This is a genomic window from Stenotrophomonas sp. SAU14A_NAIMI4_5 (assembly GCF_003086795.1).
Lineage (GTDB): Bacteria > Pseudomonadota > Gammaproteobacteria > Xanthomonadales > Xanthomonadaceae > Stenotrophomonas.
The window spans coordinates 1,964,604-1,989,055 of record NZ_CP026003.1 but is presented as its reverse complement, the minus strand read 5'-3'; the positions used below and the strand labels follow the sequence as shown (position 1 = coordinate 1,989,055).

The following is a 24,452-nucleotide window of genomic DNA, read 5'->3' as shown; positions in this document are numbered from 1 at the left end:
GGCCTTGGCAATTGAAAGCGTGATATTGAAGCCCACTGTTTGTCGTGGTACGGACGCAGCATAAAACGCGCGCCGCCCGAAGGGCGGCGCGCTTGCTCTGATCACACGATGATCTGCCCGGCGTGCCGCGCATTGCGCGCATAGGCACTCAAGCGTTTCTCCGCACGGATGTGCAAATCGCGCTCGATCGGCAAGCTTAGTCGCCCGCGCAAGATCGCCAGCTCCTGCAAGCTGACCCCGCCAAGTTCGGGCATCCCCAGGCCCAAGTCGCACAAACCAAAGGCGTGGTCGTGATCGTCCGGGCCAATCTCGATCAGCAGCCAGGACGCGCCGGCGTCCGGCGTGAACAGCTTGACCACGGGAGCCGGATCGAAGTCAGGGTTATCCAAGGATTCGCGGCCATTGGCCAGCAACAGAAAGCGTTGTTCGTCGGTAATGCATGCTCTCATGGCGATCCCCGGTTGCACTGGCAGAGTTACCCGGAACCGTCGCCAGCTTGGCGCAGCACAGCAGTCAGGGGGCAAACCAGGTCGCGAGGACGCCAGCGCCATGGGCGCGCCGCCGTTGACGGCGAGAAAGCCGTGGTACGGTGAAGGAAACAGCAAGAGCGCCCTCCCCTCGCAGCTATCCGCAGGCAGGTAGGCGAGGCGCACAGGCCTGCAGTGGCCGATGGCGTCGGGGGCCCGCGACTCGGCCCGAGGCGCGGGGCGTAGCCCGCGAACCTAACGCTGGAACGCCAGGGCGCTCACTGAACCTTCCTTAGCCCAAGCACAGCCGGCCTCACTTTCACTGCGCAGTAAAAATTGCAATTTCGCTGAATATTCGGCATAGTGTCGATATTTACTGAACAGTGAACAAACCATCCGTGCCTTATGCCTGAGTCCTCATCCCTGACCGAACAACAGCTGATCGCGCGCTTCATCGAGGCTTTGCGCGAGCTTCCAGAGGTACGGGCAGACCTCGACCATAGGGAGCCCACCGGGAAGTATGGCGACCGTGGGTACGATGCTCAGGTGGATTTGCACGTCGCCGGCAAGTCCTTCGTCTTACTGCTCGAAGCCAAGAAAGCCGTCTTTCCGCGAGATGTCCGCCAAGTGATCTGGCAGCTTCGGGCGTCAAGCCACAGCAGCCCAACAGCGCACGGGGACGAACCCCTGGCGCTTCTCGTAGCAGAGTCCATTTCCCCCGGCGCGAAGGAGCTGCTCAGAAGCGAGCGCGTGGCCTATTACGACAGCGGCGGCAGCCTGTATCTACCCGCGCCCGGCGCCTACCTCTACGTCGATAAACCTCCGCCCAAGGCGCTGACGAAGTCGGTGCGGACGCTGTTTACCGGGCGGCGCGCCCAAGTGCTTCATGCCCTGTTGGTTCAGCATCAGAACTGGTTTGGCGTCACAGAGCTGGCACAGCAGGCGATGGTGTCGCCTGCCACCACATCACAGGTGCTGACCGAGCTGGAGCGCTTCGACTGGCTGGAGTCGCGTGGGCAAGGCCCGAGCAAGGAGCGCCACCTTCGCGAGCCGGCAGCATTGCTGAACGCCTGGGCTAAGCAACTCGCCACCATTCGTCCGCTAGCCCTGCGCCGGTACTACGTGCCAGACACAAAGGCCGACACGCTGGCGGCGCGGATCGGCCGTGCCTTCGACGCGCACGACGTCCAGTACGAGGTCAGCCACGAGGCCGCCGCGCAACGCTATGCACCGTTTCTTTCCAACGTCTCCCAGGTGCGCGTGAGGGTACTGATCGGGGCGAACGCCGATGCCGCGATCGGCGACTTGGATGCACGTGTCGTCAACGAAGGCGCTAACTTGGGCGTCATCGAAGCCAAGTCTCCGGGTGAGCTGTTGTTTCGCGAGCAGATGGGTGGCCTATGGCTGGCTAGCCCAATCCAAATCTATCTCGACCTGTTGCGTGGCGAAGGCCGTTCCAAGGAAATGGCCGAGCACTTCCGCAAAGAAAGGATCGGCTTCTGATGGCCAAGCCCGCAACGCTCGACGGTTATAGCGACCAGTACACGGTGGACTGCGAACGTGTCCTCGTGACGCTGCTGCGCGGTCTCGGGCCGTGGAAGGATTCGGTCTACCTGGTTGGTGGGCTCACACCACGGTATCTCGTCGCCGCGCGACCGCCTGTGGTTCCGGCGCACGCAGGCACCCTGGACGTGGACATCGTGATCGACCTGCAAATCCTGGCCGATACCGAGGCGTATCACACGCTGGAGGACAATCTCAAAAGAATGGGCTTCGAGCGTGCCGAGAACGAAGCTAGGAAAAAACTCTCGTGGCGTTGGCAGACTCGCACCGAACATGGTGCACTGATGGTCTTGGAACTACTGGCGGACGCCCCAGATCTCGCCGGCGGCAAGGTACAGCCCCTGCCGACCGAGGGAACGATCTCGGCCCTGAACATCCCGCATTCATCGATTGTCTTCGACCTGCATCAGGTTACCGAAATCCAGGCGGAGCTGCTGGGTGGCAACGGCGTCGCCACCGAGAAGATCAAGCATGCCAATCTCGTCAGCTTCACCTGTCTGAAGTCCTTCGCGTTCGACCAGCGATTCGAGCGTAAAGACGCACACGATCTGATCTATTGCATCGAGCACGCGCCCGAAGGCATGGACGCCGTGGCCGAACACTTCCGCAAACAGAGAGCTGGCAAGCATGGCGCCGTCATCGAGGCCTCGTTGGCAATCCTGCGTAGCCGTTTCACCAACGACGAGAAGACAGAGGGGTATCGCAAGGATGGCCCCGTGTCGGTTGCCAAGTTCGAGCTGGGCGAAGGCGATGATCCCGAGCAACGCGAGGCGCGGGCGTTGCGGCAGCGTCAAGTCAACGACCTGATTGAACAACTTCTTGCACGGCTCGCCGATGGGAGCGCCGAATGAGTTTTCCCGCAGACATTCAGGGCTGCATGAAGGACTGCATCCTGTCGCTGTTCTGGCCACGAAAAGACATCGTCGGCTTCTTCGAGAAGCATGGCTGTACGAAGGCAGAGATCGCTTCCGTGCAGATTGAAGGTGACAGCGCCCTCAAGCGGCACGAAGTCATTGAAACGCTGTTCGCGGCGCTGGCTGCTCGGTCAGACAGCGGTCTCGGGCCTTTCCGCGCAATGCTCCAGTCGCTGTTGAACTGGTCGCACTTCGATCAATACTACTTCGAGAAACTGCGTAAGCTAGATAGAGCAACCGCGACCCGGAATTTGGAGCACCTGCGTCAACTCCAGGAAATTCGGGACGCTAAGATCAAAACAGATCGTGAGCGCCGCGCGGCGCAAGAAGCGGCGCGTCAGCAACCGACCGCGTCGCTTGATGAATTACGCACCGAATACCTCGATCTGCTTGCCAACAAGACCTCGCGGCAGCAACGAGGCTACGCGCTGGAACGCATCTTGGCCGACCTGGCTCGCCTTTCACGGTTGGAGGCCACTGAAGCCTTTCGCGTCAACGGCGAGCAAGTAGATGGAGCCGTGAAGTTCGATGGCGAACACTACCTCATTGAAGCCAAGTGGCAAGAGCGGACCGCCAGCAATGAGCCGGTATACCAATTCGCAGGCAAGGTGTCCGGGAAGCTTTACGGCCGAGGCCTCTTTATCTCTGTGAATGGTTTCAGTCCGGACGTCATCAGGAGTCTCGTCATGGGCAAGGAGATCCAGACGCTCTTCATCGACGGGGAAGACCTGATTCTGGTGCTAGAGGGACACCTCACGTTGCGAGATATGATCGACCGTAAGGTAAAGGCGGCCCAGACAAAGGGGCTGATCTACGTGCATCCGATTTCAGGTTCCGAGAAGAAATCGTAGGCGAATCACCGATAGGGAATTCAAGGGGGAAAATTTATGGATCGTGAGGCTATCGGCCGGCGGGCGCAAGATGTACAGTCTGGCCTGCGTGACGTCTCGGATTTGCGCGTGTCGGCCACAATACCGATCACGCGACAGATCGGCATGGCAGCGCAACTCGCTGTCCACATCCGTGGCCTGGACATCATCGAGAACATCGTTGGGTTCCACGGTTTTTGCAGTAATCTAGGTATCTCATCGGATTCGCTGCCTACTGTGCTGGGCACGCTGGAACAGATCGGTTGGATACGCGTAGTTCCAAATGTCTATGCACCAACGCGCATTGAGGAATCCATCCCGTATTTTCAAGAGGTCTACGGGGCGCTCGGCGAGCAGTGGTCGCTGCGCAGGCCTGGCGAACTTGAGCAGGCGACGATGGCAATCATTGATCGGCTCACCGTCGCGCCGGTACCTCTTGAAACTTTGGCGTCTGAGCTCGGACTGAAGGCAACTGACATTCAAACGGTTGTGGATATCGGTGACCTGGGTGGCTACCTCCGGCAATACGACTCACCGAGGGACCGCGTTCCGATTCTCTACGCGCCGCTCTTCTCCGAAGAGAATCCCGAGACGTTGCTGAATTTCATTGCAAAGAATCCAGGTGCGCACGGCGAAATCGAAGCCGTCTTCCGCGCGGCGAAATCACATCCTGGCGCACCAATCAGCACTCTTGAGCAGAGCACCCCATTGGTTGTGGAGCTGGTCAACGAGAACATCCTGCGTGCACCCGCCATTGTGTCATCTGGTGGCACACAGTCGTTTGCATTCGCGCCCTTCAAGACCACCCAACCCCGCGCCATAGTTGAGAAGGCTCGTATCATCTTGGCGTGTGTTCGCTATGGCGAGGGTTATTCCTCCATCACCAAAATTTCGGACCCTAGCTCTATCTTGAGAGGGCTTAGGGACCGGAAGATGATTGGACGTACGCCACATTCCAATATCCAGTCGCAATACGCCGCTGCGGCAAATATGGGAGTGGGATGGATCGAGCCCGAGAACGGGCGTTTCCGATTCCGCCTGTATGACACCGAGGACAACCTAGCCGCAGTAGACCTAGCTATTGCCATGTGCTCCGGTCAGAGCGAGGACGTGGCGTCATCGCTGCTCTTGCCAGCCGAGGTCAAGGGCTATTTCACGAGGGCTGAACCAGGCGGCCTACTTCTTCCAGAGGCAAACCGGAAGCGTGCGCGCGATCTTATCGCCACGCGCAAACTGGACCCCAATACGCGCACCGCCGCACGACTTGGGCGCGCGCTGCTCGACGACTTGCGAGGGATTCATCGTGTCATCAAGTGATCAAGACCATTCCTACAAGTTGCAGGGCAAACGCATGGCCTGGGCACTAGGCTATGTGCCACTGATCAACGTACCCGTAACTCTGCCTGCAGATACCAACTCTCGCGCAGGTACCGACTTAACCGATGCCGACGTGCTCGGCTTTCGCTTCAGCCCAAGCGGGGGCGTCTCGCGGCTTCTGATCGATTGCAAGACCACCACTGGCAGAGCTGTCGATCGGGTCCTATGGGTTAGAGGACTGCAGGACGTTCTTCACCTCGAGGAGCTATATCTTTTCAAGAAGAAGGTTCCCGAAAACGCACGTTGGCTAGCCCACGAACTGAAGGTTAATTGCCTTGATGAAGGCGAGTTACATGAGCTCGATACTCGACTCGGATTAAATCGTCTAAAGGGACCATACTTTGACGGCAGTGGATACGAGAACATCGAAACGCTGCTTGCGTTCCCGAAGGGAAGCGAATACCGCGCCGTGGCCCAGTTTCTTCGGACGACACTTTGGACGCTAAAGCCTGCACATAGGGTTCTTACGCTACTAAATCTCGGCCAGCAAAAGGATCTACATAGAAAACTACGTTTGGATGATCGGGCTCATATGTGCCTAGTTCTTCTTGCCACACGAGCCCTCGCAATAAGTCTTGGGCTGCTGATAAGTGAGTTGAATGTCGTGGACGTTCTCAATGTAGAGTCGCGGCTACGCGAGGAGCTTCACGGCGGGGCAGAGTCGCTCGCTCAGAAGGTGCGTTTTGCAGACGCAATCCGTCGACTGACGGGGGACGCCGATTCCCAACAGGCTATTGATCACGAGGAGTTTCCCCGCCTGCTTGAGGAGGTCAACCGATTGCTGATCAGACGTTATGCTTTAAACGACGCCATCCGGATCACGGATCTGGCGTTGCACTACTTCGCGGCCGGTACGGGCACACTGCCTCGACACTTGAGCGGCAGCGATTCCAATCTTTCGGCAAAAATGGCCTCCGACATCCTTGCTCTCTTTGTAAAGAGCAACTCTCTCGATACCGGTTTTTCGCGCGCGATCATAAGTTTGCTTGCCACGACGCCCGAAGTCGTTTCCGAGCAGAGCGATGATCAGCGTCAAGAGGTCTCAGGCAAAGGGGAACAAATTTCGCTGCTAGCGCCACTCCCCCCTTTAGAAGAGAGATAAGGCGCGCGTTGTGTGTCCATGCAGGTGAGCAGACCTTTCTAGGAACTGTCGGGTGAGGAATTGGCGTGACGATAAAAGCGATTTTCGTTGGCATCAACAAGCATCTCGATAACTCTATCCCCGAATTGAGCGGAGCGCGACGCGACGCGACAGCGTTGTGGGCGTTGTTCACCGATACGATCGAAGGCCTGAGTGCACGTCTGCTGGTAGACGAAGCCGCGACACACACGGAAGTTTCAAGCGTCATGCTCGGTACCTTGGCTGCCGCGAGCGCGGACGACGTGGTGGTCATCGCGTTCGCCGGGCATGGCTCGCCAGATGGCAGCTTGGTGCTGTTCGACACGAACGCGAGTGACCTTGCAGGAACGGCCCTGTCGATGGCCGGTTTGGCGGATGCCTTCAAAGCAACGAAGGCCCGTGCAGTCCTGTGTATCCTTGACTGCTGCTTTAGCGGTCAAGCGCCGGCGCGCGTGCTGGAGACGGCAGCTCGCCCGCGCAGCGGGTTCGCACTCACCAGCATTTACGGTGAGGGACGCATCCTCCTGGCCGCCTGCGCAAGCAATGAATCTGCATGGGAGCAACCGGGCACGGGGCACGGGCTACTCACACATGCGGTGATCGAGGCCCTGACCGGCGACGCCGGCGAATCGGTCAGCTTCCCCGAGATCGCGGGCGAGATCATCCGATTGGCACGGGTGGAGGCCGAGCGCATCAGCGTCACGCAAACTCCCGTGTTCCTAGGCAACGTTCAGGGCGGCCTGACGTTCCCGGTTCTCAAGCGCGGCGACAACTACGCCGCGGTCTTTCCCGCCAAAGCCGTGCAGCAGATGTCCGGATCGTTCGCGGAGTTTTCCGCACACGGCTTTCCGCCCGAGATCGTCGAGCGATGGTCAGCAGACTTTCCTCAAGGCCTCAACACACTGCAGCTCAAGGCCGTCAACGAGTTCGGCGTACTCAGCGGCAATTCCTTGTTGGTGGTTGCCCCGACGAGTTCAGGCAAGACGATGGTCGGCGAGGTGGCGGCGATCCAGGCGGTCACCGCTGGTAAGAAGGCAGCGTTCCTCTTGCCCTATCGCGCACTGGTCAACGAGAAGTTCGAGGAGTTCACCGAGCGATATACGTCGGTAGGGCTGCGCGTCGCACGTTGCAGCGGCGATGCCACTGACGGCATTGGGCCCGTGCTGGCTGGGCGTTATGACCTGGGCTTCTTCACTTACGAGACTTTTCTCAACCTCGCCCTGGGCTCGCCACGGCTTCTGACACAGCTCGGCCTGGTCGTGCTGGACGAGGGGCAGTTCATCACCGACCCGCAGCGTGGCATCACCGTCGAACTGATCTTCTCGCTGCTCCTCCGGGCCCGCCAGCGAGGTATCGAGCCGCAGCTCGTCATCCTGTCGGCGGTCATCGGCAATCTGAACAGCTTCGACCGATGGCTTGGCGTTCCGCTCCTTCTGTCGCGCGAGCGGCCCGTGCCGCTGATCGAAGGCGTGCTCGACCGACGCGGAACATTCCAGTACGTCGATGCCGATGGGAGCACGAAGACCGAGGCCTTACTGCCTTCAAACCGCATCGTGCAGCGCCGGGACAAGCCCAGTTCCCAGGACGTGATCGTGCCCCTGGCACAGCAGCTGGCGGGACAAGGCGAGAAGCTGCTGATCTTTCGCAACATGCGAGGCCCCGCCCAAGGTTGCGCGAAGTATCTCGCCAAGGAACTGGGTCTTCGGCCAGCAACCGCCGTCCTCGACGTTCTGCCGACACAGGATCTGACCGGTGCCTCACAGGACTTGCGGGAATGCCTAAGTGGGGGCACCGCGTTTCACAACACCAACTTGCTGCGGGCGGAGCGCGAGGCCGTGGAGCGAGGGTATCGCAGCGCCTCGGGTGGCATTCACGCGCTGGTCGCCACAACAACACTGGCGGCCGGCATCAACACGCCGGCGTCGACGGTCGTGCTCGCGGAAAGCGAGTTCGTCGGTGAAGACGGCCGGCAATTCACGGTGGCCGAATACAAGAATATGGCGGGTCGTGCCGGACGGTTGGGCTTCAACGAGATTGGCAAGGCCATCATCCTGGCGGAAACGCCGACGGAACGTGCGCAGCTCTTTCAGCGCTACGTGCTGGGCGTGCCCGAGGACGTGAAGTCTTCCTTCCAGCAGCGCGATCTGCCGACATGGACGTTGCGCTTGCTTAGCCAGGTGCGCGGCGTTCGCGCCGATGAAATTCCGGGCTTGCTGGTCAACACGTTCGGAGGATATTCGGCGTCGCGCGCGAATCCGCAATGGATCGCGATAGTGGAGCGGGACGTAACCACGCTTGTTGATCGCCTCCTGCAGGCGGGACTGGCCGAGCGCGAAGGCGATCTCATTCACTTGACGCTGCTCGGGCGCGCCTGCGGCTCCTCATCATTATCGTTCGAGTCGAGCTTGCGTCTGGTCGAGTTGATGGGACACCTTAACGTAGCGCAGACGCCGCCCGCCCACATCCTCGCGATGGTGCAGGTATTGGATGAATTGGATGCCATCTACACGCCAGTCATGAAGAAGGGCCAATCGGAGAGCGTGCGCGCCGGCGAGGCATCGCAGCGCTTCGGGCATCAGATGCCTCAGATGCTGCAGCGGTATTGTCGCGACCAGATCGAGTTCTGGGCTCGCTGCAAGCGCGCGGCGCTGCTTCATGACTGGATCGAGGGAACGCCCGTTGACGTGCTGGAGAAGCGCTACTCCACCACTCCATTTGGCGGGGCCATCGGCTACGGAAACATCATCGGCATTGCCGATGCGACGCGCTTTCACTTGCGCTCCGCGCATCAGATTCTCGCAACGCTATTCCCTGATCAACCTGATTTCCTCAAGGGCTTGGACGAGATTCTTCAGCGGCTCGAATTCGGGCTGCCCTCCACCGCCCTACCCCTCACGAAGGTTTCGGTGCGGCTGACACGCGGCCAATGCCTGGAATTGTTGTCCATCGGTGTTCGCAACGAGGATGACCTGAAGAATCTGGACGACGACCGACTTCGCCACTGCGTGGGGGCAGGCACAGCCACACTATTGCGCCCGCGGAGTGATGCGGCTGGCGTTGGCGTATGAACGGGAAAGAGACTAATGATCCTGACCGATAACGAAACCAAAGTTGATCTGCTGAACAACGAGGCCATTGCCACCACGATCATCGGGCTGCTTCGCGCGAAGCCCGACCATCCGGTGACGATCGGCGTGCACGGCGACTGGGGTGCGGGAAAGTCCAGCGTACTCGAAATGATCGAGGCTGGCTTCGCCGATCAGGAAGATGTCCTGTGCCTCAAGTTCAATGGATGGCGCTTCCAAGGCTTCGAGGACGCCAAAATCGCCTTGATCGAGGGAATCGTCACAGGCTTGGTCGAAAAACGTCCAGCACTAAAAAAGGCGGCAGTGGCCGTCAAGGATGTTTTCAGTCGCATCGACTGGCTGAAGGTCGCCAAGCGGACCGGGGGCCTGGCCCTAACCGCATTCACCGGCATCCCGACGCCCGAGCAAATCGGAGCCATCGTCGGCTCACTCGAAGCACTCGTGGCAGACCCCGCCAAGCTCCTCACGAAAGAAAACCTTTCGACAGCTATTGACGAGGCGAAGGCCGTCCTGAAACCGGGTGAGTCCAAGAACGTGCCTGAGGAAGTGGAGGCCTTCCGCAAGGCATTCGACCAGCTCCTGAAAGATGCAGGCATCAAACAGCTTGTCGTCCTGATCGACGACCTTGACCGATGCCTGCCCGACACCGCCATTGAAACGCTTGAAGCCATTCGGCTGTTCGTGTTCACCGCGCGAACGGCCTTCGTCGTCGCGGCCGACGAGGCAATGATCGAATACGCTGTGCGTAAGCACTTTCCCGATCTGCCCGATAGTACCGGGCCGCGAGACTATGCCCGCAATTACCTCGAAAAACTCATACAAGTTCCGTTCCGCATCCCGGCCCTGGGTGAAACCGAAACGCGGATCTACGTGACGTTGTTGCTCGCTGGCGCCGAAGTTGGCGAGAACGACGAGAACTACGGGAAGCTGATCGCTGTAGCGCGAGAGAAGCTGAAACGGCCGTGGACCAGTGGCGGTCTGGATGCCGCGACGGTTAAGACAGCGCTCGGCCAACAAGCCGAGAAGGCAAACAATGCGCTGGCGCTCAGCGACCAGATCGGACCCATCCTCGCAAGCGGCGCAAAGGGCAACCCGCGCCAAATCAAACGCTTCCTCAATACGCTTTTGTTGCGCGAGCGCACTGCGACTGCACGCGGTTTTGGCGACGACATCAAGCTCCCCGTACTCGCGAAGCTCATGCTCGCAGAACGATTCATCCCAAGGTTGTTCGAGCAAATCGCGTTCGTCGCAGCGATCCATCCACAAGGGCTGTGTGAAGACCTCGAAACGCTGGAGAAGAGCCTGGTGTCGGCTGACGGCAAGGATAGCGAGTCGAAGGGGCAAAAGGCCGCCGAAGCGGTGCCCGCCTCCGACAACGCCGTGTTGAACGAGTGGAAGTCGTCGGAGACGGTGCGCGACTGGGCGCGCCTCTCCCCGAAGCTATCAGGAATCGATCTGCGCCCCTACTTGTTCGTCACAAAGGACAAGAAGGACTACTTCGGTCCGGTGTCGGTACTCGGCCACCTAGCTGGCGTGGTCGAGAAACTGTTCGGCGGCAAGATGACCGTCCAGGGCTACGAAGCCGAGTTGAAGCAGCTCGTGCAGCCCGAAGCCGAAAAGGTGTTCGAGGCAGTGCGCAGCAAGATCATGAGCACGGGCACCTTCGATACCAGGCCTGCAGGCATCGATGGTCTCGCCGTCCTTGTGAAGGCGCAGCCTGGACTCCAGAGCCGGTTGATGGATTTCCTGGAGGCACTGCCTAGTGGCAAGTGTGGGCCTTGGGCTGTCAGCGGCTGGCAAGGCGTCATCAAGGACAGCGAATGCGCTGCTCGCCTGACGAAGCTGCTGGGAGACTGGAGCAAGGTCACCAATAACCCCGGCCTCAAGGCCAGCGCCGAAGCGGCGCTCAAAGATTTGAAGGGAGGACGTTGATGGGAACCTCGACGGCTTACGGCGGCCCTGGCGGCGGAACACCGCTTGTTCCGTCATGGTTGGGTGACGCCGATGGCGCGGGCGCCCCTGCAGCCCCTCCTGGCGACGGCGCAGTCCCTGACGGCCAGCCGCCAGTGGACGGCACCGCGCCGCCGGTGCCGCCGAACCGCGCCCCCATCCCCAAAACGGCAGACCCGCAGCGTTTCTCCGGTGCTCGCAACAGCTTCACGCGATTTGCCGGTTCTGGCGGCAGCGACCGTGCCAACCTGGGCCGCGCAGTCTCAAGATACGTCTCAACATCAGCCGGCGGCGCGCGCCAGGCTGCCCGACGTATGGGTGCCTCGCGCGGAGCGGGTGCACGGCTGCTTGGTTTTCTGGCCGATGCACAAGCAAGGGGTGTGCGCGAGGCACTGCGGGCGCTGGACCTGGAATCACTGGCCGGACGACCGCTCACGGAAATCTTCGTCGGCCTAGCCGACTACGTCTGCCCAGGCGCGGGCACCGTCGATGAAGGCATCGCCCGCGAGGCGTACATTGAAACCATCGTTGAACTGGCAAGTGAAGGGCTTACCGATTTGACCACCTTCACGCCGGATCAGATGCAGACAGTCTTCGAGCTGTATGCCACACACGCGATAGAAGCCCGCATCTGCAACGACATTGGCACAAAGGCCGTGACCATGCCAGCGGACACGCAAGCTGCGCACCGCGTCGAACAGCAGTTGCGCGACTTCATCCGGGGCGGGGTGAGCGATGCGCTGACGCGGGCCCGTGCGGACACGCCGAATCTCACGCCCGAGCGAATTCAGGGTTTCGTCGATGCGTTGTACGAGTCTGCATTTGCAATCTTGCAAACCCTGGGCGATGCGGAGGCGGACCAATGAAGCGACAACTCCTGGCGGGCCGCTTCGGTCCTGACGACAGCTTCGATGTGACGGCGGGCGCCGATGAACAAAGAACCTACCTGCAACTCGTTGCCGGCGAGAAGTCTTTGGATCATGGCATCGGTGGCGCGCTGACTAGCTTGAAGAAAATCGGTTTGTTTCCCTCGGAGATCGGCATTGACCTGCTGGTCTTGGCCGCCCATGTCCATGCGGCGGACACACGCATCTCTCGCACCGAGCAATCGCAGGACTCATGGACGCGCGAGATACGACTGGTTGTGCCGGTAAGCGATCCATCTCGCTGGACCGCTGCGGCACCGACTCTCAAGAAGTCTCTGGATTTTCTGACGGGCGATCGCTGGACGATCGGGTTCAGGGCACGTCCAGATCGGTTCGCGACGATCACCCAAGCAGCGCCTCCGAGTCTGATCGCTCCTCCCTTTGATGCCGTCAGCCTGTTCTCGGGTGGATTGGACAGCTTGATCGGGGCCATCGATCTGCTAGAAGACGGCGCCACTCCCCTACTGGTCAGCCACTTCGGCGAGGGCGCGACGAGCGATGCTCAAGGCAAGCTGTTCGCAGGTTTGAAGAAGCACTACGTCAAGTCATCTTTCGAGCGTTTGCGGGTCGGCATGACCTTCGTGGATGGTCTTGTGGAAGGCGTCGGCGGCGAGAACAGCACACGAGGCAGGTCGTTCCTGTTCTTCGCTCTCGGAGTGTTCGCGGGTACTGGGCTTGGGCGGCGTTTCATCCTGCGTGTCCCCGAGAATGGGTTGATCGCGCTAAATGTGCCTTTGGACCCCCTGCGGTTGGGATCAAACAGCACCCGCACCACGCATCCGTATTACATGGCGAGGTGGAACGATCTGCTCGTCGCACTTGGCATCGACGGCGAGATCCGGAACCCATACTGGGATAAGACGAAGGGCGAGATGGCCGCAGCCTGCCGCAACCCAGACCTCTTGAAAAAACTGGCGACAGATTCGTTGTCGTGCTCGTCGCCCGCCAAGGCCAGATGGCTAGGACATGGTATCGAACAATGTGGCTATTGCCTGCCATGCCTCATCCGTCGCGCAGCGTTGACAGCAGCATGGGGGACCGGGAACGACCCGACGACGTACACGGTACCCGATCTTCATGCAAAGCCGTTGGACACACGCCAGGCGACAGGAGTGCAGGTCAGGTCGTTCCAGTACGCTATCGAGCGCTTGAAGGGCAAGCCCCAGCTCGCGAACCTCTTGATCCACAAGCCCGGCTCGCTTGCCGATGAAGCCGCACACTTGGACCAGCTTGCCGACGTCTACCGTCGCGGCCTGGGCGAAGTCGCACGACTCATCGACGGTGCAGAGGCGAAACCAAGATGAGGGTACGGGCATGATCGCCACTGCGGGCCTCGTGGACTTCCACTGCCATCTTGACCTCTACCCGGACCATGCAGCGGCGGTCCTGGATGCGGAGGCGTCCGGCGTGTTCACGCTGACCGTAACGACGACACCTCGCGCGTGGCCCCGCAATCACGAACTCGCGCAGCGCACAAAGCATGTTCGAGCAGCGCTGGGGCTGCACCCCCAACTGGTCGCGGAGCGTGAAAGCGAGATCGAGCTGTGGGATCGGCACCTTTCGGAGACGCGCTATGTTGGCGAAGTCGGATTGGACGCCGGTCCCCGATTCTTCAAGTCGCTCGATGCGCAGAAGCGCGTCTTCCAACATGTGTTGCAGCGTTGCGCGCAGGCCGGCGACAAGATCATTACGGTCCACAGCATCAGATCGGCCAAGGCGGTACTCGATCTCGTCGAAGCGAATCTACCGCCCGAGCGCGGAAAAATCGTTCTCCACTGGTTCACGGGAACCAAGAGAGAGGCGAAGCGCGCGTTGGAGCTGGGCTGCTACTTCTCCATCAACGCGGGAATGCTTGCCAATGAGAGGCATGCACCGATGGTGCAGGCTATTCCCTTGGATCGGATGCTGACGGAAACCGATGGTCCATTCACAAAAACGGATGATCGCCCATCTAAACCTGCCGATGTTGCTGTAGCGATCGAAGCGCTTAGTCGGCTACACGGGATGCCAACTTCAATGGTTGTCGCTACGATACGGGCGAATCTGCGTACCCTACTCGAACCGAATGATGGAGCGAAGAACAGTCCACCCCCTCCGTCTGGGGTTGCCGACTCTTAATGGAGGCTGCCGAAGTGCCCAAAAAATTTCATGTTGCCTTGTCCTTTGCCGGCGAAGATCGTGTGTATGTCGACGCCGTGGCCAAGGCGTTGCGAGCCGAAGGCGTCGATGTCTTCTACGACAAGTTCGAGGAAGTCGATTTGTGGGGCAAGGATCTGTACACACATTTGAGCGATGTCTACCAGAACCGAGCCATCTTCACTGTCATGTTCGTTTCCGACGCATACCGGAAGAAATTGTGGACGAACCACGAGCGCAAGAGTGCCCAAGCCCGTGCATTCACCGAAAGCCACGAATACATCTTGCCGGCCTTTTTTGATGAGACTGTCGAAGTGCCTGGTCTCTTGAAGACGACAGGACACATTGCTCTTAAAGATCGTTCGCCCGCTGCCCTGGCCGAACTCATCATCAAGAAACTGCGAAAGGCCGGTGTACGCCTGAAGCAGGCCTTTTCATACTCGGACGAGGCCAAGGCGGATGTGGACTTCCCGCTAAAGAACGGAAACAAAATCGCCGGTCTCATTAAGGCGATGAAGACCTACAACTGGTACCAGCAGAACCCGGCCGTCGTGGCCGTACTTGAACTCGATTGGGGCAAGATCAGCGCTAACGAAGCCTTTGTGCTGGGCCGTAATCTATATCAATGCGCTTGTGGAAATGAGAATCGGGCGGTCGCGTTCTTGGACAAGCTGCGCCAGGAGTTGGCGTCCATTCCAATCGAGCGGGCGCTTGACCTGTTGAACGGGATGTTCTTCGAGGTCTACTTCAATGCTGCTGGTGAGTTTCGTTCCGGCAAAATCAAGGGACGGTGTTTAGAGAAGCTCCTGGCTATCCAAACGGTGAAGAAGTACGAGTCCGCAATGCTATTCATCCAGCGGACGCTTGAACCATATCGCGACGAGCTTCCGTTTGTGCCTTCCACTGCGCCACAGGAAGTGGTTGTGGAGTTGAGCGTTAAGCGAAGTGCTCCACCGCTCATCAAGGCGCTGAAGATTGGGGGACGCAGTCTGCTCAGCGAAGATAAGGACAGCGATAGCCCAGATGGGCGGGTGTGGCGGTTGTCATTCCGTGGCTTCACAGTCAAGGAACTGAAGGCGCAACTTGCCGATGAATGGAGCATTCCCCTCGCCTTACTAAAAATTGAGTCCGACCGGGAGATGGACTCGAAACTTGAACTTGAACTCCCGGACGGGGTGAGCATTCGATGGCCAGCGCGCACATGATGTTGATGCGTGTTTTTTGCGCGTGCCGATGAGCAGGCGGTCCACCGCGTCGCGAGAGATCGTCCGAAGTCCAGTTCTGGAGACAGTCCAAGAGCGCACCGAGTTCGCTGCGCTACGCCCCAACAAGTTGTCCCGATAGGTACCGAACGTCATCATGTCTCCATGCAGTGTGTGCTCATGGAGTCCGAGGTGGAACAGCTATCGAAAACATCCAACGCGCTCCCATTACCGGGGACGGAAGCCTACGAGGCGCTGCCGCAGTTTCCGCATCGCAGCCCCCTTCCTTTCCGGCGCACCATTCGCCGTGAAGAACTGCGGCAGATCGTCCCCTTGGCCGAAACGACGATCTACGAAATGGAGCGACGCGGCGAGTTCCCGCGTCGCTTCAACCTGACGCCGCGCTGCCTCGTGTGGGACTTGGCCGAAGTGGAAGCTTGGGTCGAGCACCGCAAACAAGCCCCTCGCGGCGGCGTCTCGAAGCCGGATGTCCACCTAAGAAAAACCCGCCCTGTCCGGGTAGGTTCGAGCGAGGAATGAATCTGGGCAGCGGCTCTCATCCAATCAAGCCATCGCACTCAACGCCGGCACTACCGCGTTCTCCGGCATCAGCTTCGGCACGTTGGTCTGCCCGTCGACCCAGGCATCGACCATGTTGGCCCACTCCTGCAGCATGTGGCGCCGCTGCTCGGCATACTCGGCCTTGTTGTAGATCGAGCGTGAGGAACGCCCGTCCTCGTGCGCCAAGCATTTCTCGATCCAGTCGCGGTTGAAGCCGATCTCGTTGAGCAGCGTCGAGCTGGTACGGCGCAGGTCATGGACGGTGAACGGCTCTAGCGGCAGGCCAGCGGCTTTGGCCCGTTCCGCCACGATCTGCGTGACCCGGTTGAGGGTCGCGTTCGACATGCAGCGGTCGGCGTCATAGCGCGACGGCAGCACGAACTTAGAACCGGCCGCGCACGTGTGCAGCGCCACGAAGATGTCGAGCGCCTGGCGCGAGAGGTAGACCACGTGGGGGTTGCGCCCTTTCATCCGTTGCTTCGGGATGGTCCAGGTCGCGTTCTCGAAATCAACCTCATCCCAGGTGGCTTGGATCAGCTCGCTCTTGCGCACCAACGTCAGCAGGATCATGCGTAATGCCAGCCGGATGGTCGGATAGGTCGCCACAGATTCCATCTGTCGTGCCATCAGGCGGATCTCAAGCGGCGACAAGGCGCGATCCTTCGGCACGAAGGTCGCGATCGACGCAGCTCCCACATCGGCAGCGGGGTTCTCCACTTTCTCGCCATGCAAGATGGCAAAGGCATAGATCTGCTTCACGATGTCGCGGATGTGCACCGCAGTGGCGGGCGCTCCGCGCTCCTTCACCTTGTTGCACAAGGCTCGCAGATCGTCGGAAGCAATTTCGTTGAGCTGCCTGTTCTCGAAGGCCGGCAGGATGTCCCGATCAACGATGCTCCTACGCATCGCTTTGGTGCTGTCGGCCATCCGGGCGCCCACCAGCCACTTCGCGGTCATCTCGCCGAAAGTCTTGGCGGCGGTCAGGCGGCGCTTCTCGCGCTGCTTCTCCAGCGCAGGGGACTTGCCCTGAGCGACGGCCTTTTTGGCGTCGATCAGCTTTTCACGGGCAAGAGCCAGCGAAATACCGGCAGGTCCGTAGCGGCCAATGGTGAGGGTTTCGCGGCGTCCATTGAGACGGTAGTCGTAGCGGAAGGTGACGGTACCGGTTGGCGATACCGTTACGTACATCCCGTCGCGGTCTGAAGCCTTATAAATCTTGGACTTAGGCTTGAGATTGCGCAGTGCGGTGTCGGTAAGCATCGAGGTTTTCTCCTGTTTCGTGACGGCTCTTACCGTCAGGGGCCAGGAGACCTGCTGATGCCGGGAAAGCCGCATAAAACAAGCTTTCCCGAGGAGACCTTTACCGTCAAAGACGGGTTTGGTCTAAATAGTGAACGGGACGGTCTTAATCCGGCCCTCAGTTCTTACCGCCAGTTCAACCGCCAACCAGATTTGCTGGCCGGCGATAGCCACCGATAGCAATCGTGACGTATTTTCTTTTAACTCAATACGTTACGTAAGTTTTACGATAGTCAGCGACAGTCTCCGAAGGACCTGATTTCACTCCCACTCAATAGTAGCCGGCGGCTTCCCCGAGATGTCATAGACAACCCTCGACACCCCCCGCAACTCATTGATGATCCGGTTGCTCACCGTACCCAGGAACTCATACGGCAGATGTGCCCAATGCGCCGTCATGAAATCAATCGTCTCCACCGCACGCAGCGCAATCACCCACTCATAAGCGCGCGCATCGCCCACCACGCCCACTGACTTCACCGGCAGGAACACGGCAAACGCCTGGCTGGTCTTGTCGTACAGGTCCGCCTTGCGCAGCTCATCAATGAAGATGGCATCGGCCTTGGCCAACAGCTCGGCGTACTCACGCTTCACTTCGCCCAGGATACGCACGCCCAGGCCCGGGCCCGGGAACGGATGGCGGTAGACCATGGTGCGCGGCAGGCCAAGTTCGACGCCCAGGCGGCGCACTTCGTCCTTGAACAGCTCGCGCAGCGGCTCCACCAGGCCCAGCTTCATGTGCTCCGGCAGGCCGCCCACGTTGTGGTGGCTCTTGATCACGTGCGCCTTGCCGGTCTTGCTGCCGGCCGACTCGATCACGTCCGGGTAGATGGTGCCCTGCGCCAGCCACTTGGCGTTCTTCAGCTTGTTCGACTCTTCGTCGAAGATTTCAACGAACAGGTTACCGATGATCTTGCGCTTGGCTTCCGGGTCGCTCACGCCTTCCAGCGCGCTGAAGTAACGGTCGGCGGCATTCACGCGCACGACCTTCACGCCCATGTGCTCGGCAAACATCGCCATCACCTGGTCGCCTTCCTGCCAGCGCAGCAGGCCGGTATCCACGAACACGCAGGTCAGCTTCTCGCCGATGGCCTTGTGCAGCAGCGCGGCCACGACGGACGAATCGACGCCGCCGGACAGGCCCAGGATCACTTCGTCATCGCCCACCTGTTCGCGCACGCGGGCGATCTGGTCGTCGATGATGTTGGCGGCGGTCCACAGGGTCTGGCAGCCGCACACATCCACCACGAAGCGGCGCAGCAGCGCCTGGCCCTGCAGGGTGTGGGTCACTTCCGGGTGGAACTGCACGCCGTACCAGCGCTTTTCTTCGTTGGCCATGGCGGCCACCGGAATGCGGTCGGTGGTGGCGGTGATGGTGAAGCCCGGCGGCGCGACGGAGACGTGGTCGCCGTGGCTCATCCAGACATTCAGCTTCGGCTCGCCGCCGTGGTCGCTCAGGCCCTTGAACAGTGCATCGGGGTTGATGACGTTCACTTCGGCGTGGCCGAACTCGCGCTGGTCAGCCGCTTCGGTGGCGCCGCCCAGCTGGGCAGCCAGGGTCTGCATGCCGTAGCAGATGCCGAAGATCGGCAGGCCGCTGTCGAACACTTCCTGCGGTGCGGCCGGGGCGCCCGGCAGCGTGGTCGATTCCGGGCCGCCGGACAGGATGATGCCCTTGGCGCCAAACGCCGCGATCTCGGCCGGGTTGTGGTCCCAGGCCCAGATTTCGCAGTAGACGCCCAGCTCGCGGATGCGGCGGGCGATCAGCTGCGTGTACTGCGCGCCGAAATCGAGGATCAGGATCTTGTCGTTATGGATATTGGTCATGGCGCCCTGGCAATGCAGTAGGGAAAACGAAACTTCAAATAATTTGCTGCGGCAGATGGAAAAAGAGGAACGGGAATCAGCTTCCTCGTTCCTCTTTCTCCGGCCCGCGTCAGGCGCGGTAGTTCGGCGGTTCCTTGGTGATCGTCACGTCGTGGACGTGACTCTCACGCTGGCCGGCGCCGCTGATCTTGACGAACTTGGGCTTGGTGCGCATGTCGTCGATGGTGGCGCAACCCACGTAGCCCATGGTGGCGCGCAGGCCGCCCATCAGCTGGTGGATGATGCCGCCCACCGGGCCGCGGTACGGCACGCGGCCTTCGATGCCTTCCGGCACCAGCTTGTCGGCGGTGGCGGCGTCCTGGAAGTAGCGGTCCTTGGACCCCTTCTCCATGGCAGCCAGCGAACCCATGCCGCGGTAGCTCTTGTACGAACGGCCCTGGTACAGCTCGGTCTCGCCCGGCGATTCCTCGGTACCGGCCAGCAGGCCGCCGACCATGATGGTCGAGGCACCGGCGGCCAGCGCCTTGCCGATGTCACCCGAGTAACGGATGCCACCGTCGGCGATGAGCGGGATGCGGTCCTGCAGGGCTTCGGCCACCAGATCGATGGCGGTGACCTGCGGCACGCCGACGCCGGCGACGACGCGGGTGGTGCAGATCGAGCCCGGGCCGATGCCGACCTTGACTGCGTCCGCGCCGCTGTCCAGCAGCGCCAGTGCGGCTTCGCCGGTGCAGATGTTGCCACCGATAACCTGCACGTGCGGGAAGTTCTTCTTGACCCAGGCAACGCGGTCCAGCACGCCCTGCGAGTGGCCGTGCGCGGTATCGACCACGATCACGTCCACGCCGGCGGCAACCAGCGCTTCCACGCGGCGGTCGGTGTCACCACCCACGCCGACGGCAGCGCCGACCAGCAGGCGGGTCGACAGATCCTTGGCGGCGTTGGGGAAGTCGGTGTTCTTCTGGATGTCCTTGACGGTGATCAGGCCACGCAGGGCGAAATCATCGTTGACCACCAGCACCTTTTCGATGCGGTTGCGGTGCAGCAGCTGCAGCACTTCATCGCTGGCGGCGCCTTCCTTGACCGTGACCAGGCGATCCTTCTTGGTCATGATGTGGCGGACCGGATCGTCCAGCTCGGTCTCGAAGCGCATGTCGCGATGGGTGACGATACCGGCCAGCAGGCCGTCGCTGCCCACCACCGGCACGCCGGAGATGTTGTGCGCCTGGGTCAGGGCCAGCACGTCGCGGATGGTGGTTTCCGGGCCGACGGTGATCGGGTCGCGGATGACACCGGCCTCGAACTTCTTGACCTTGGCCACTTCCGCGGCCTGCTGTTCCAGGCTGAGATTCTTGTGGATGATGCCCATGCCGCCGAGCTGGGCCATGGCGATGGCCAGGCGGGCTTCGGTGACGGTATCCATGGCCGCAGACAGGATCGGAAGCTTCAGCTTCAGGTCGCGAGTCAACCGCGTTTCGAGGTTGACGTCCTTGGGCAGGATGGTCGAGTGGGCGGGGACGAGCGAGACGTCGTCGTAAGTGAGTGCTTCAGCCTGGATGCGCAGCATCGGCATACCCGAGATGTGGGGAAGCGCGACATTTTACCCCTTTTTCACGCCCCGTGGGAGGGGGTGGATGCGACGCAGTGTCGCGCGGGCGGGGCCTTTGGAATGTGCCGACCAACGGTCGGCACCCACCAGAAGCCAGCCCGGCCTGTTTTTGGTAGGTGCGGACCGTTGGTCCGCACTACCCGGCAATGTGCCGACCAACGGTCGGCACCCACCAAGAGCCGGTCTTCGGCCTGCTTTTGGTAGGTGCGGACCGTTGGTCCGCACTGTCCGGCAATGTGCCGACCAACGGCCGGCACCCACCAGAAGCCAGCCCGGCCTGTTTTTGGTAGGTGCGGACCGTTGGTCCGCACTGTCCGGCAATGTGCCGACCAACGGTCGGCACCCACCAGAAACCAGCCCGGCCTGTTTTTGGTAGGTGCGGACCGTTGGTCCGCACTACCCGGCAATGTGCCGACCAACGGTCGGCACCCACCAGAAGCCAGCCCGGCCTGTTTTTGGTAGGTGCGGACCGTTGGTCCGCACTGTCCGGCAATGTGCCGACCAACGGTCGGCACCCACCAACCCACCAGGAGCCGGCAATCAGCTCAGCGCTTCCGCAGCTTCCAGCGTGTTCTGCATCAGCGTGGCCACGGTCATCGGGCCGACACCACCCGGCACCGGGGTGATCCAGCTCGCCCGCTCCGCCGCAGCCTCGAAGCCGACATCGCCCACCAGGCGGCCGTCTTCCAGCCGGTTGATGCCGACGTCGATCACCACCGCGCCCGGCTTCACCCACTCGCCCGGCACGATGCCCGGGCGGCCCACGGCCACCACCAGGATGTCGGCATTGCGCACGGCCTGTTCCAGCACGTCCTTGGGGGTGAACTTGTGGCAGCTGGTGACGGTGCAGCCGGCAATCAGCAGCTCCAGGCCCATCGGCCGGCCGACGTGGTTGCTGACACCCACGATGGTGGCGTTGCGGCCGCGCACCGGCTGGTCGGTGTGGCCCAGCAGCGTGGTGATGCCGCGCGGGGTGCACGGGCGCAGGCCGAATTCACGCAGGGCCAGGTGGCCGACGTTTTCCGGGTGGAAGCCGTCCACGTCCTTGCGCGGGTCGATGCGCTGGATCAGGCGGCGCGCGTCGGGAATGCCCGGCAGCGGCAGCTGGATCAGGATGCCGTTGATCTTCGGATCGGCGTTCAGCTGGTCGATCAGGGCCAGCAGTTCGGCCTCGCTTGTGCCGGCCGGCAGATCGTAGTCATGCGCTTCGATGCCGACCTTTTCGGCCGCACGGCGCTTGTTGCGCACGTACACGGTCGACGCCGGGTCGCCACCCACCAGCACCACGGCCAGGCCGGGGCGGCTGCCACCGGCAGCCACCCGGGCGTCGACGCGCACCTTCAGGCTGTCGAGCAGGTCCTCGGCAATACGGCGGCCATCGAGGATGCGGGCAGGAAGCTGGGCGGCGGAGTCAGTCATCGAATGCGGGGGCAGGCGGCGGCGGGGACGCTATTGTCCCTGATTCAGGCCCCCTCGCCCACCGGGATGTGGCAGCGGGGTCGGATCCCTTTGCCTCAGGCAAAGGGCTCTGACCCCACCGACCAAGCTCAGGTACCGGTAGTGCCGGCCGCTGGCCGGCAACCTCATGAGCGCAGCAATGCCGGCCAGCGGCCGGCACTACCACCGTCACGCAACCAGCACGGGGTCAGAGCCCTTTCCGTTGGAAAGGGATCCGACCCCTGCCCTCAATCCTCTTCTTCTTCCGGCACCTGGTCCGCATTCAACGTGCGGGCCTTGCGCTTGGGCGCGGTGAACGGGGTCGGGGTCGGCACGCCCGGCAGCGCGCTGCCGAACACCATGTGCGCGCCAGCACGCAGGCTGCCGCCGGCCATTTCCAACTCGAAGCGCTCGGCATCGCGCTCGCGGATCTGCTCGGCGATCTCCTGCGCGTCGTCCTCGTCCGCACCCAGCTCCATCAGCGCGGCCTGGCCGAACATCAGCGCCGATTCAAACGTCTCGCGGATCTGGAAATCGACGCCGGCATGAATCAGCCGCAGCGAGTGCTCGCGGTCGAACGAGCGCACCAGCAGCTTGGCCTGCGGGAATTCATGCGCGACCAGTTCAACGATGCGGTCGGCATCCTCGGCATTGTTCACGCACACCGCGATCGCCCGTGCGGTACCGGCGCCGGAGGCATGCAGCACGTCAAGACGCGTGCCATCGCCGTAATAGATCTTGAAACCGAAGCGCTCGGCGTTATGGATCATCTCCACGTCGTTGTCGATGATGGTCACGTCCACGTCGCGGGCCAGCAGCGACTGGCTGGCCACCTGGCCGAAGCGGCCGAAGCCGATCATCAGCACGCTGCCGGACAGGCCGTCGGCGGTGTCCACGCCTTCCAGGCTCACTTCCGGCTTCGGCGCCACGCGCTTGTAGACCAGCACCACCAGCGGGGTCAGCGCCATCGACAGCACCACCACGGCGGTGAAGTTGGCATTGATATCCATGTCGATGACGCCGGCACTGGCCGCGGCGGAGAACAGCACGAAGGCGAATTCGCCGCCCTGCGCCATCAGCACGCCGCGGTCCATCGCCTGCGCGTGGTCGCTGCCCATCAGCCGCGCCACCACGTAGATGCACAGCGCCTTGGCCGCCATCAGCGCCAGCACCAGGCCGACGATCATCGGCCAGTTGCCAGCCACCACGCCCAGGTCCAGCGCCATGCCCACGCTGAGGAAGAACAGCCCCAGCAGGATGCCGCGGAACGGCTCGATGTCCGCTTCGATCTGGTGACGGAAGGTGGATTCGCTCAGCAGCACACCGGCAAGGAACGCGCCCATCGCCATCGACAGGCCGGACAGCTGCATCAGCAGCGCCGCACCCAGCACCACCAGCAGCGCGGCGGCGGTCATCACTTCGCGTGCTTTCGATTCGGCAAGCAGGCGGAACAGCGGATTGAGCAGGAAGCGGCCGACCAGCACCAGGCCGACGATGGCGCCGACGCCGATCGCCACCGACAACCAGCGCGAGCCCTCGCCATCGGCACTGCCGGCGCTCGGTGCCATCCACGCCACCAGGGCCAGCAGCGGCACGATCAGCAGGTCTTCGAACAGCAGGATGGAGACGATCTTCTGCCCCGACGGCAGCGCGATGTCACCACGCTCGGCCAGCAGCTGCATCACCACCGCGGTGGAGGTGAGCACGAAGCCGGTGGCGCCGATGAAGGCGACCTGCCACGGCAGGCCGAACAGTTTGGCGATGCTGGTCAGCACCAGCGCGCAGGTGACGATCTGCAGCGTGCCCAGCCCGAAGATTTCCTTGCGCAGGCTCCACAGATGCGAGGGGCGCATTTCCAGGCCGATGACGAACAGGAACATCACCACGCCCAGCTCGGCCGTATGCAGGATCGCCTGCGGGTCGGAGAACCAGCCCAGGCCGAACGGTCCGATCGCCAGGCCCGCGGCGAAGTAACCCAGCACCGAACCCAGGCCGAGCCTGCGGAACAGGGGCACCATCACCACTGCCGCGCCCAACAGGGCCACGACCTTGACCAGTTCGCTGGTCGCTGCTTCTACCGCCATGCGGTGTATCCCCGAAAACCGAAAT

At 61.5% G+C, this 24,452-nt stretch carries 18 protein-coding genes; 12 read left to right on the top strand and 6 right to left on the bottom strand.

The window, feature by feature from the left end:
* Positions 1-101 precede the first annotated feature (101 nt).
* A complete protein-coding gene (locus C1925_RS09405) occupies positions 102-449 on the bottom strand; it encodes a DUF2958 domain-containing protein (protein ID WP_108770663.1) in 348 nt (115 codons plus the stop codon).
* 423 nt (positions 450-872) lie between these two features.
* On the opposite strand from C1925_RS09405, the gene C1925_RS21280 reads away from it, so the two are divergent.
* From C1925_RS21280 to C1925_RS09345, 12 genes are all read left to right on the top strand, one after another.
* Positions 873-1,970, top strand: a complete 1,098-nt coding sequence (locus C1925_RS21280) for a hypothetical protein (RefSeq protein WP_108768639.1) — start codon at positions 873-875, stop codon at positions 1,968-1,970.
* Entirely contained in the window at positions 1,970-2,881 is a 912-nt protein-coding gene (locus C1925_RS09395; RefSeq protein ID WP_108768638.1) for a hypothetical protein, read from the top strand. The genes C1925_RS21280 and C1925_RS09395 overlap by 1 nt, the downstream gene beginning before the upstream one ends.
* Positions 2,878-3,795 (top strand): restriction endonuclease, encoded by a 918-nt coding sequence (locus C1925_RS09390; RefSeq protein ID WP_108768637.1) that lies wholly within the window; start codon positions 2,878-2,880, stop codon positions 3,793-3,795. The genes C1925_RS09395 and C1925_RS09390 overlap by 4 nt, the downstream gene beginning before the upstream one ends.
* Positions 3,796-3,831: 36 nt before the next feature.
* Positions 3,832-5,130 carry a hypothetical protein gene (locus tag C1925_RS09385; protein WP_108768636.1) on the top strand — a complete coding sequence of 433 codons (1,299 nt, stop codon included), beginning with the start codon at positions 3,832-3,834 and terminating at the stop codon, positions 5,128-5,130.
* Complete coding sequence (locus C1925_RS20940) at positions 5,117-6,292, top strand: hypothetical protein (RefSeq protein WP_159097504.1); 1,176 nt, start codon at positions 5,117-5,119, stop codon at positions 6,290-6,292. Before C1925_RS09385 ends, C1925_RS20940 begins: the two co-directional genes overlap by 14 nt.
* Before the next feature lie 65 nt (positions 6,293-6,357).
* Positions 6,358-9,378, top strand: coding sequence for a DEAD/DEAH box helicase (locus tag C1925_RS09375; protein WP_108768634.1), 3,021 nt, complete (start codon positions 6,358-6,360; stop codon positions 9,376-9,378).
* A 15-nt stretch (positions 9,379-9,393) separates the two neighbouring features.
* Positions 9,394-11,328, top strand: a complete 1,935-nt coding sequence (qatA, locus tag C1925_RS09370; protein ID WP_108768633.1) for a Qat anti-phage system ATPase QatA — start codon at positions 9,394-9,396, stop codon at positions 11,326-11,328.
* Complete coding sequence (qatB, locus tag C1925_RS09365) at positions 11,328-12,212, top strand: Qat anti-phage system associated protein QatB (RefSeq protein ID WP_108768632.1); 885 nt, start codon at positions 11,328-11,330, stop codon at positions 12,210-12,212. The genes qatA and qatB overlap by 1 nt, the downstream gene beginning before the upstream one ends.
* On the top strand, positions 12,209-13,576 hold the full coding sequence (qatC, locus tag C1925_RS09360; protein WP_108768631.1) for a Qat anti-phage system QueC-like protein QatC: 1,368 nt from the start codon (positions 12,209-12,211) through the stop codon (positions 13,574-13,576). Before qatB ends, qatC begins: the two co-directional genes overlap by 4 nt.
* A gap of 10 nt (positions 13,577-13,586) precedes the next feature.
* Entirely contained in the window at positions 13,587-14,390 is an 804-nt protein-coding gene (qatD, locus tag C1925_RS09355) for a Qat anti-phage system TatD family nuclease QatD (protein WP_108768630.1), read from the top strand.
* Positions 14,390-15,613 (top strand): TIR domain-containing protein, encoded by a 1,224-nt coding sequence (locus C1925_RS09350; RefSeq protein WP_216821999.1) that lies wholly within the window; start codon positions 14,390-14,392, stop codon positions 15,611-15,613. Before qatD ends, C1925_RS09350 begins: the two co-directional genes overlap by 1 nt.
* Positions 15,614-15,790: 177 nt before the next feature.
* Positions 15,791-16,150 (top strand): AlpA family phage regulatory protein, encoded by a 360-nt coding sequence (locus C1925_RS09345; RefSeq protein ID WP_108770661.1) that lies wholly within the window; start codon positions 15,791-15,793, stop codon positions 16,148-16,150.
* 24 nt (positions 16,151-16,174) lie between these two features.
* Here C1925_RS09345 and C1925_RS09340 read toward each other — a convergent pair whose 3' ends face one another.
* The 5 genes from C1925_RS09340 to C1925_RS09320 form a co-directional block, all read right to left on the bottom strand.
* Entirely contained in the window at positions 16,175-17,431 is a 1,257-nt protein-coding gene (locus tag C1925_RS09340) for a site-specific integrase (protein ID WP_108768629.1), read from the bottom strand.
* Positions 17,432-17,731: 300 nt separating this feature from the next.
* Positions 17,732-19,297 (bottom strand): glutamine-hydrolyzing GMP synthase, encoded by a 1,566-nt coding sequence (gene guaA, locus C1925_RS09335; protein ID WP_054171531.1) that lies wholly within the window; start codon positions 19,295-19,297, stop codon positions 17,732-17,734.
* 109 nt (positions 19,298-19,406) lie between these two features.
* Positions 19,407-20,864 (bottom strand): IMP dehydrogenase, encoded by a 1,458-nt coding sequence (guaB, locus tag C1925_RS09330; RefSeq protein ID WP_108747812.1) that lies wholly within the window; start codon positions 20,862-20,864, stop codon positions 19,407-19,409.
* A 582-nt stretch (positions 20,865-21,446) separates the two neighbouring features.
* Positions 21,447-22,325 carry a bifunctional methylenetetrahydrofolate dehydrogenase/methenyltetrahydrofolate cyclohydrolase FolD gene (gene folD / locus C1925_RS09325; RefSeq protein WP_108768628.1) on the bottom strand — a complete coding sequence of 293 codons (879 nt, stop codon included), beginning with the start codon at positions 22,323-22,325 and terminating at the stop codon, positions 21,447-21,449.
* Between the two features lie 266 nt (positions 22,326-22,591).
* Positions 22,592-24,427, bottom strand: a complete 1,836-nt coding sequence (locus C1925_RS09320) for a monovalent cation:proton antiporter-2 (CPA2) family protein (RefSeq protein ID WP_108768627.1) — start codon at positions 24,425-24,427, stop codon at positions 22,592-22,594.
* Positions 24,428-24,452: the final 25 nt, after the last annotated feature.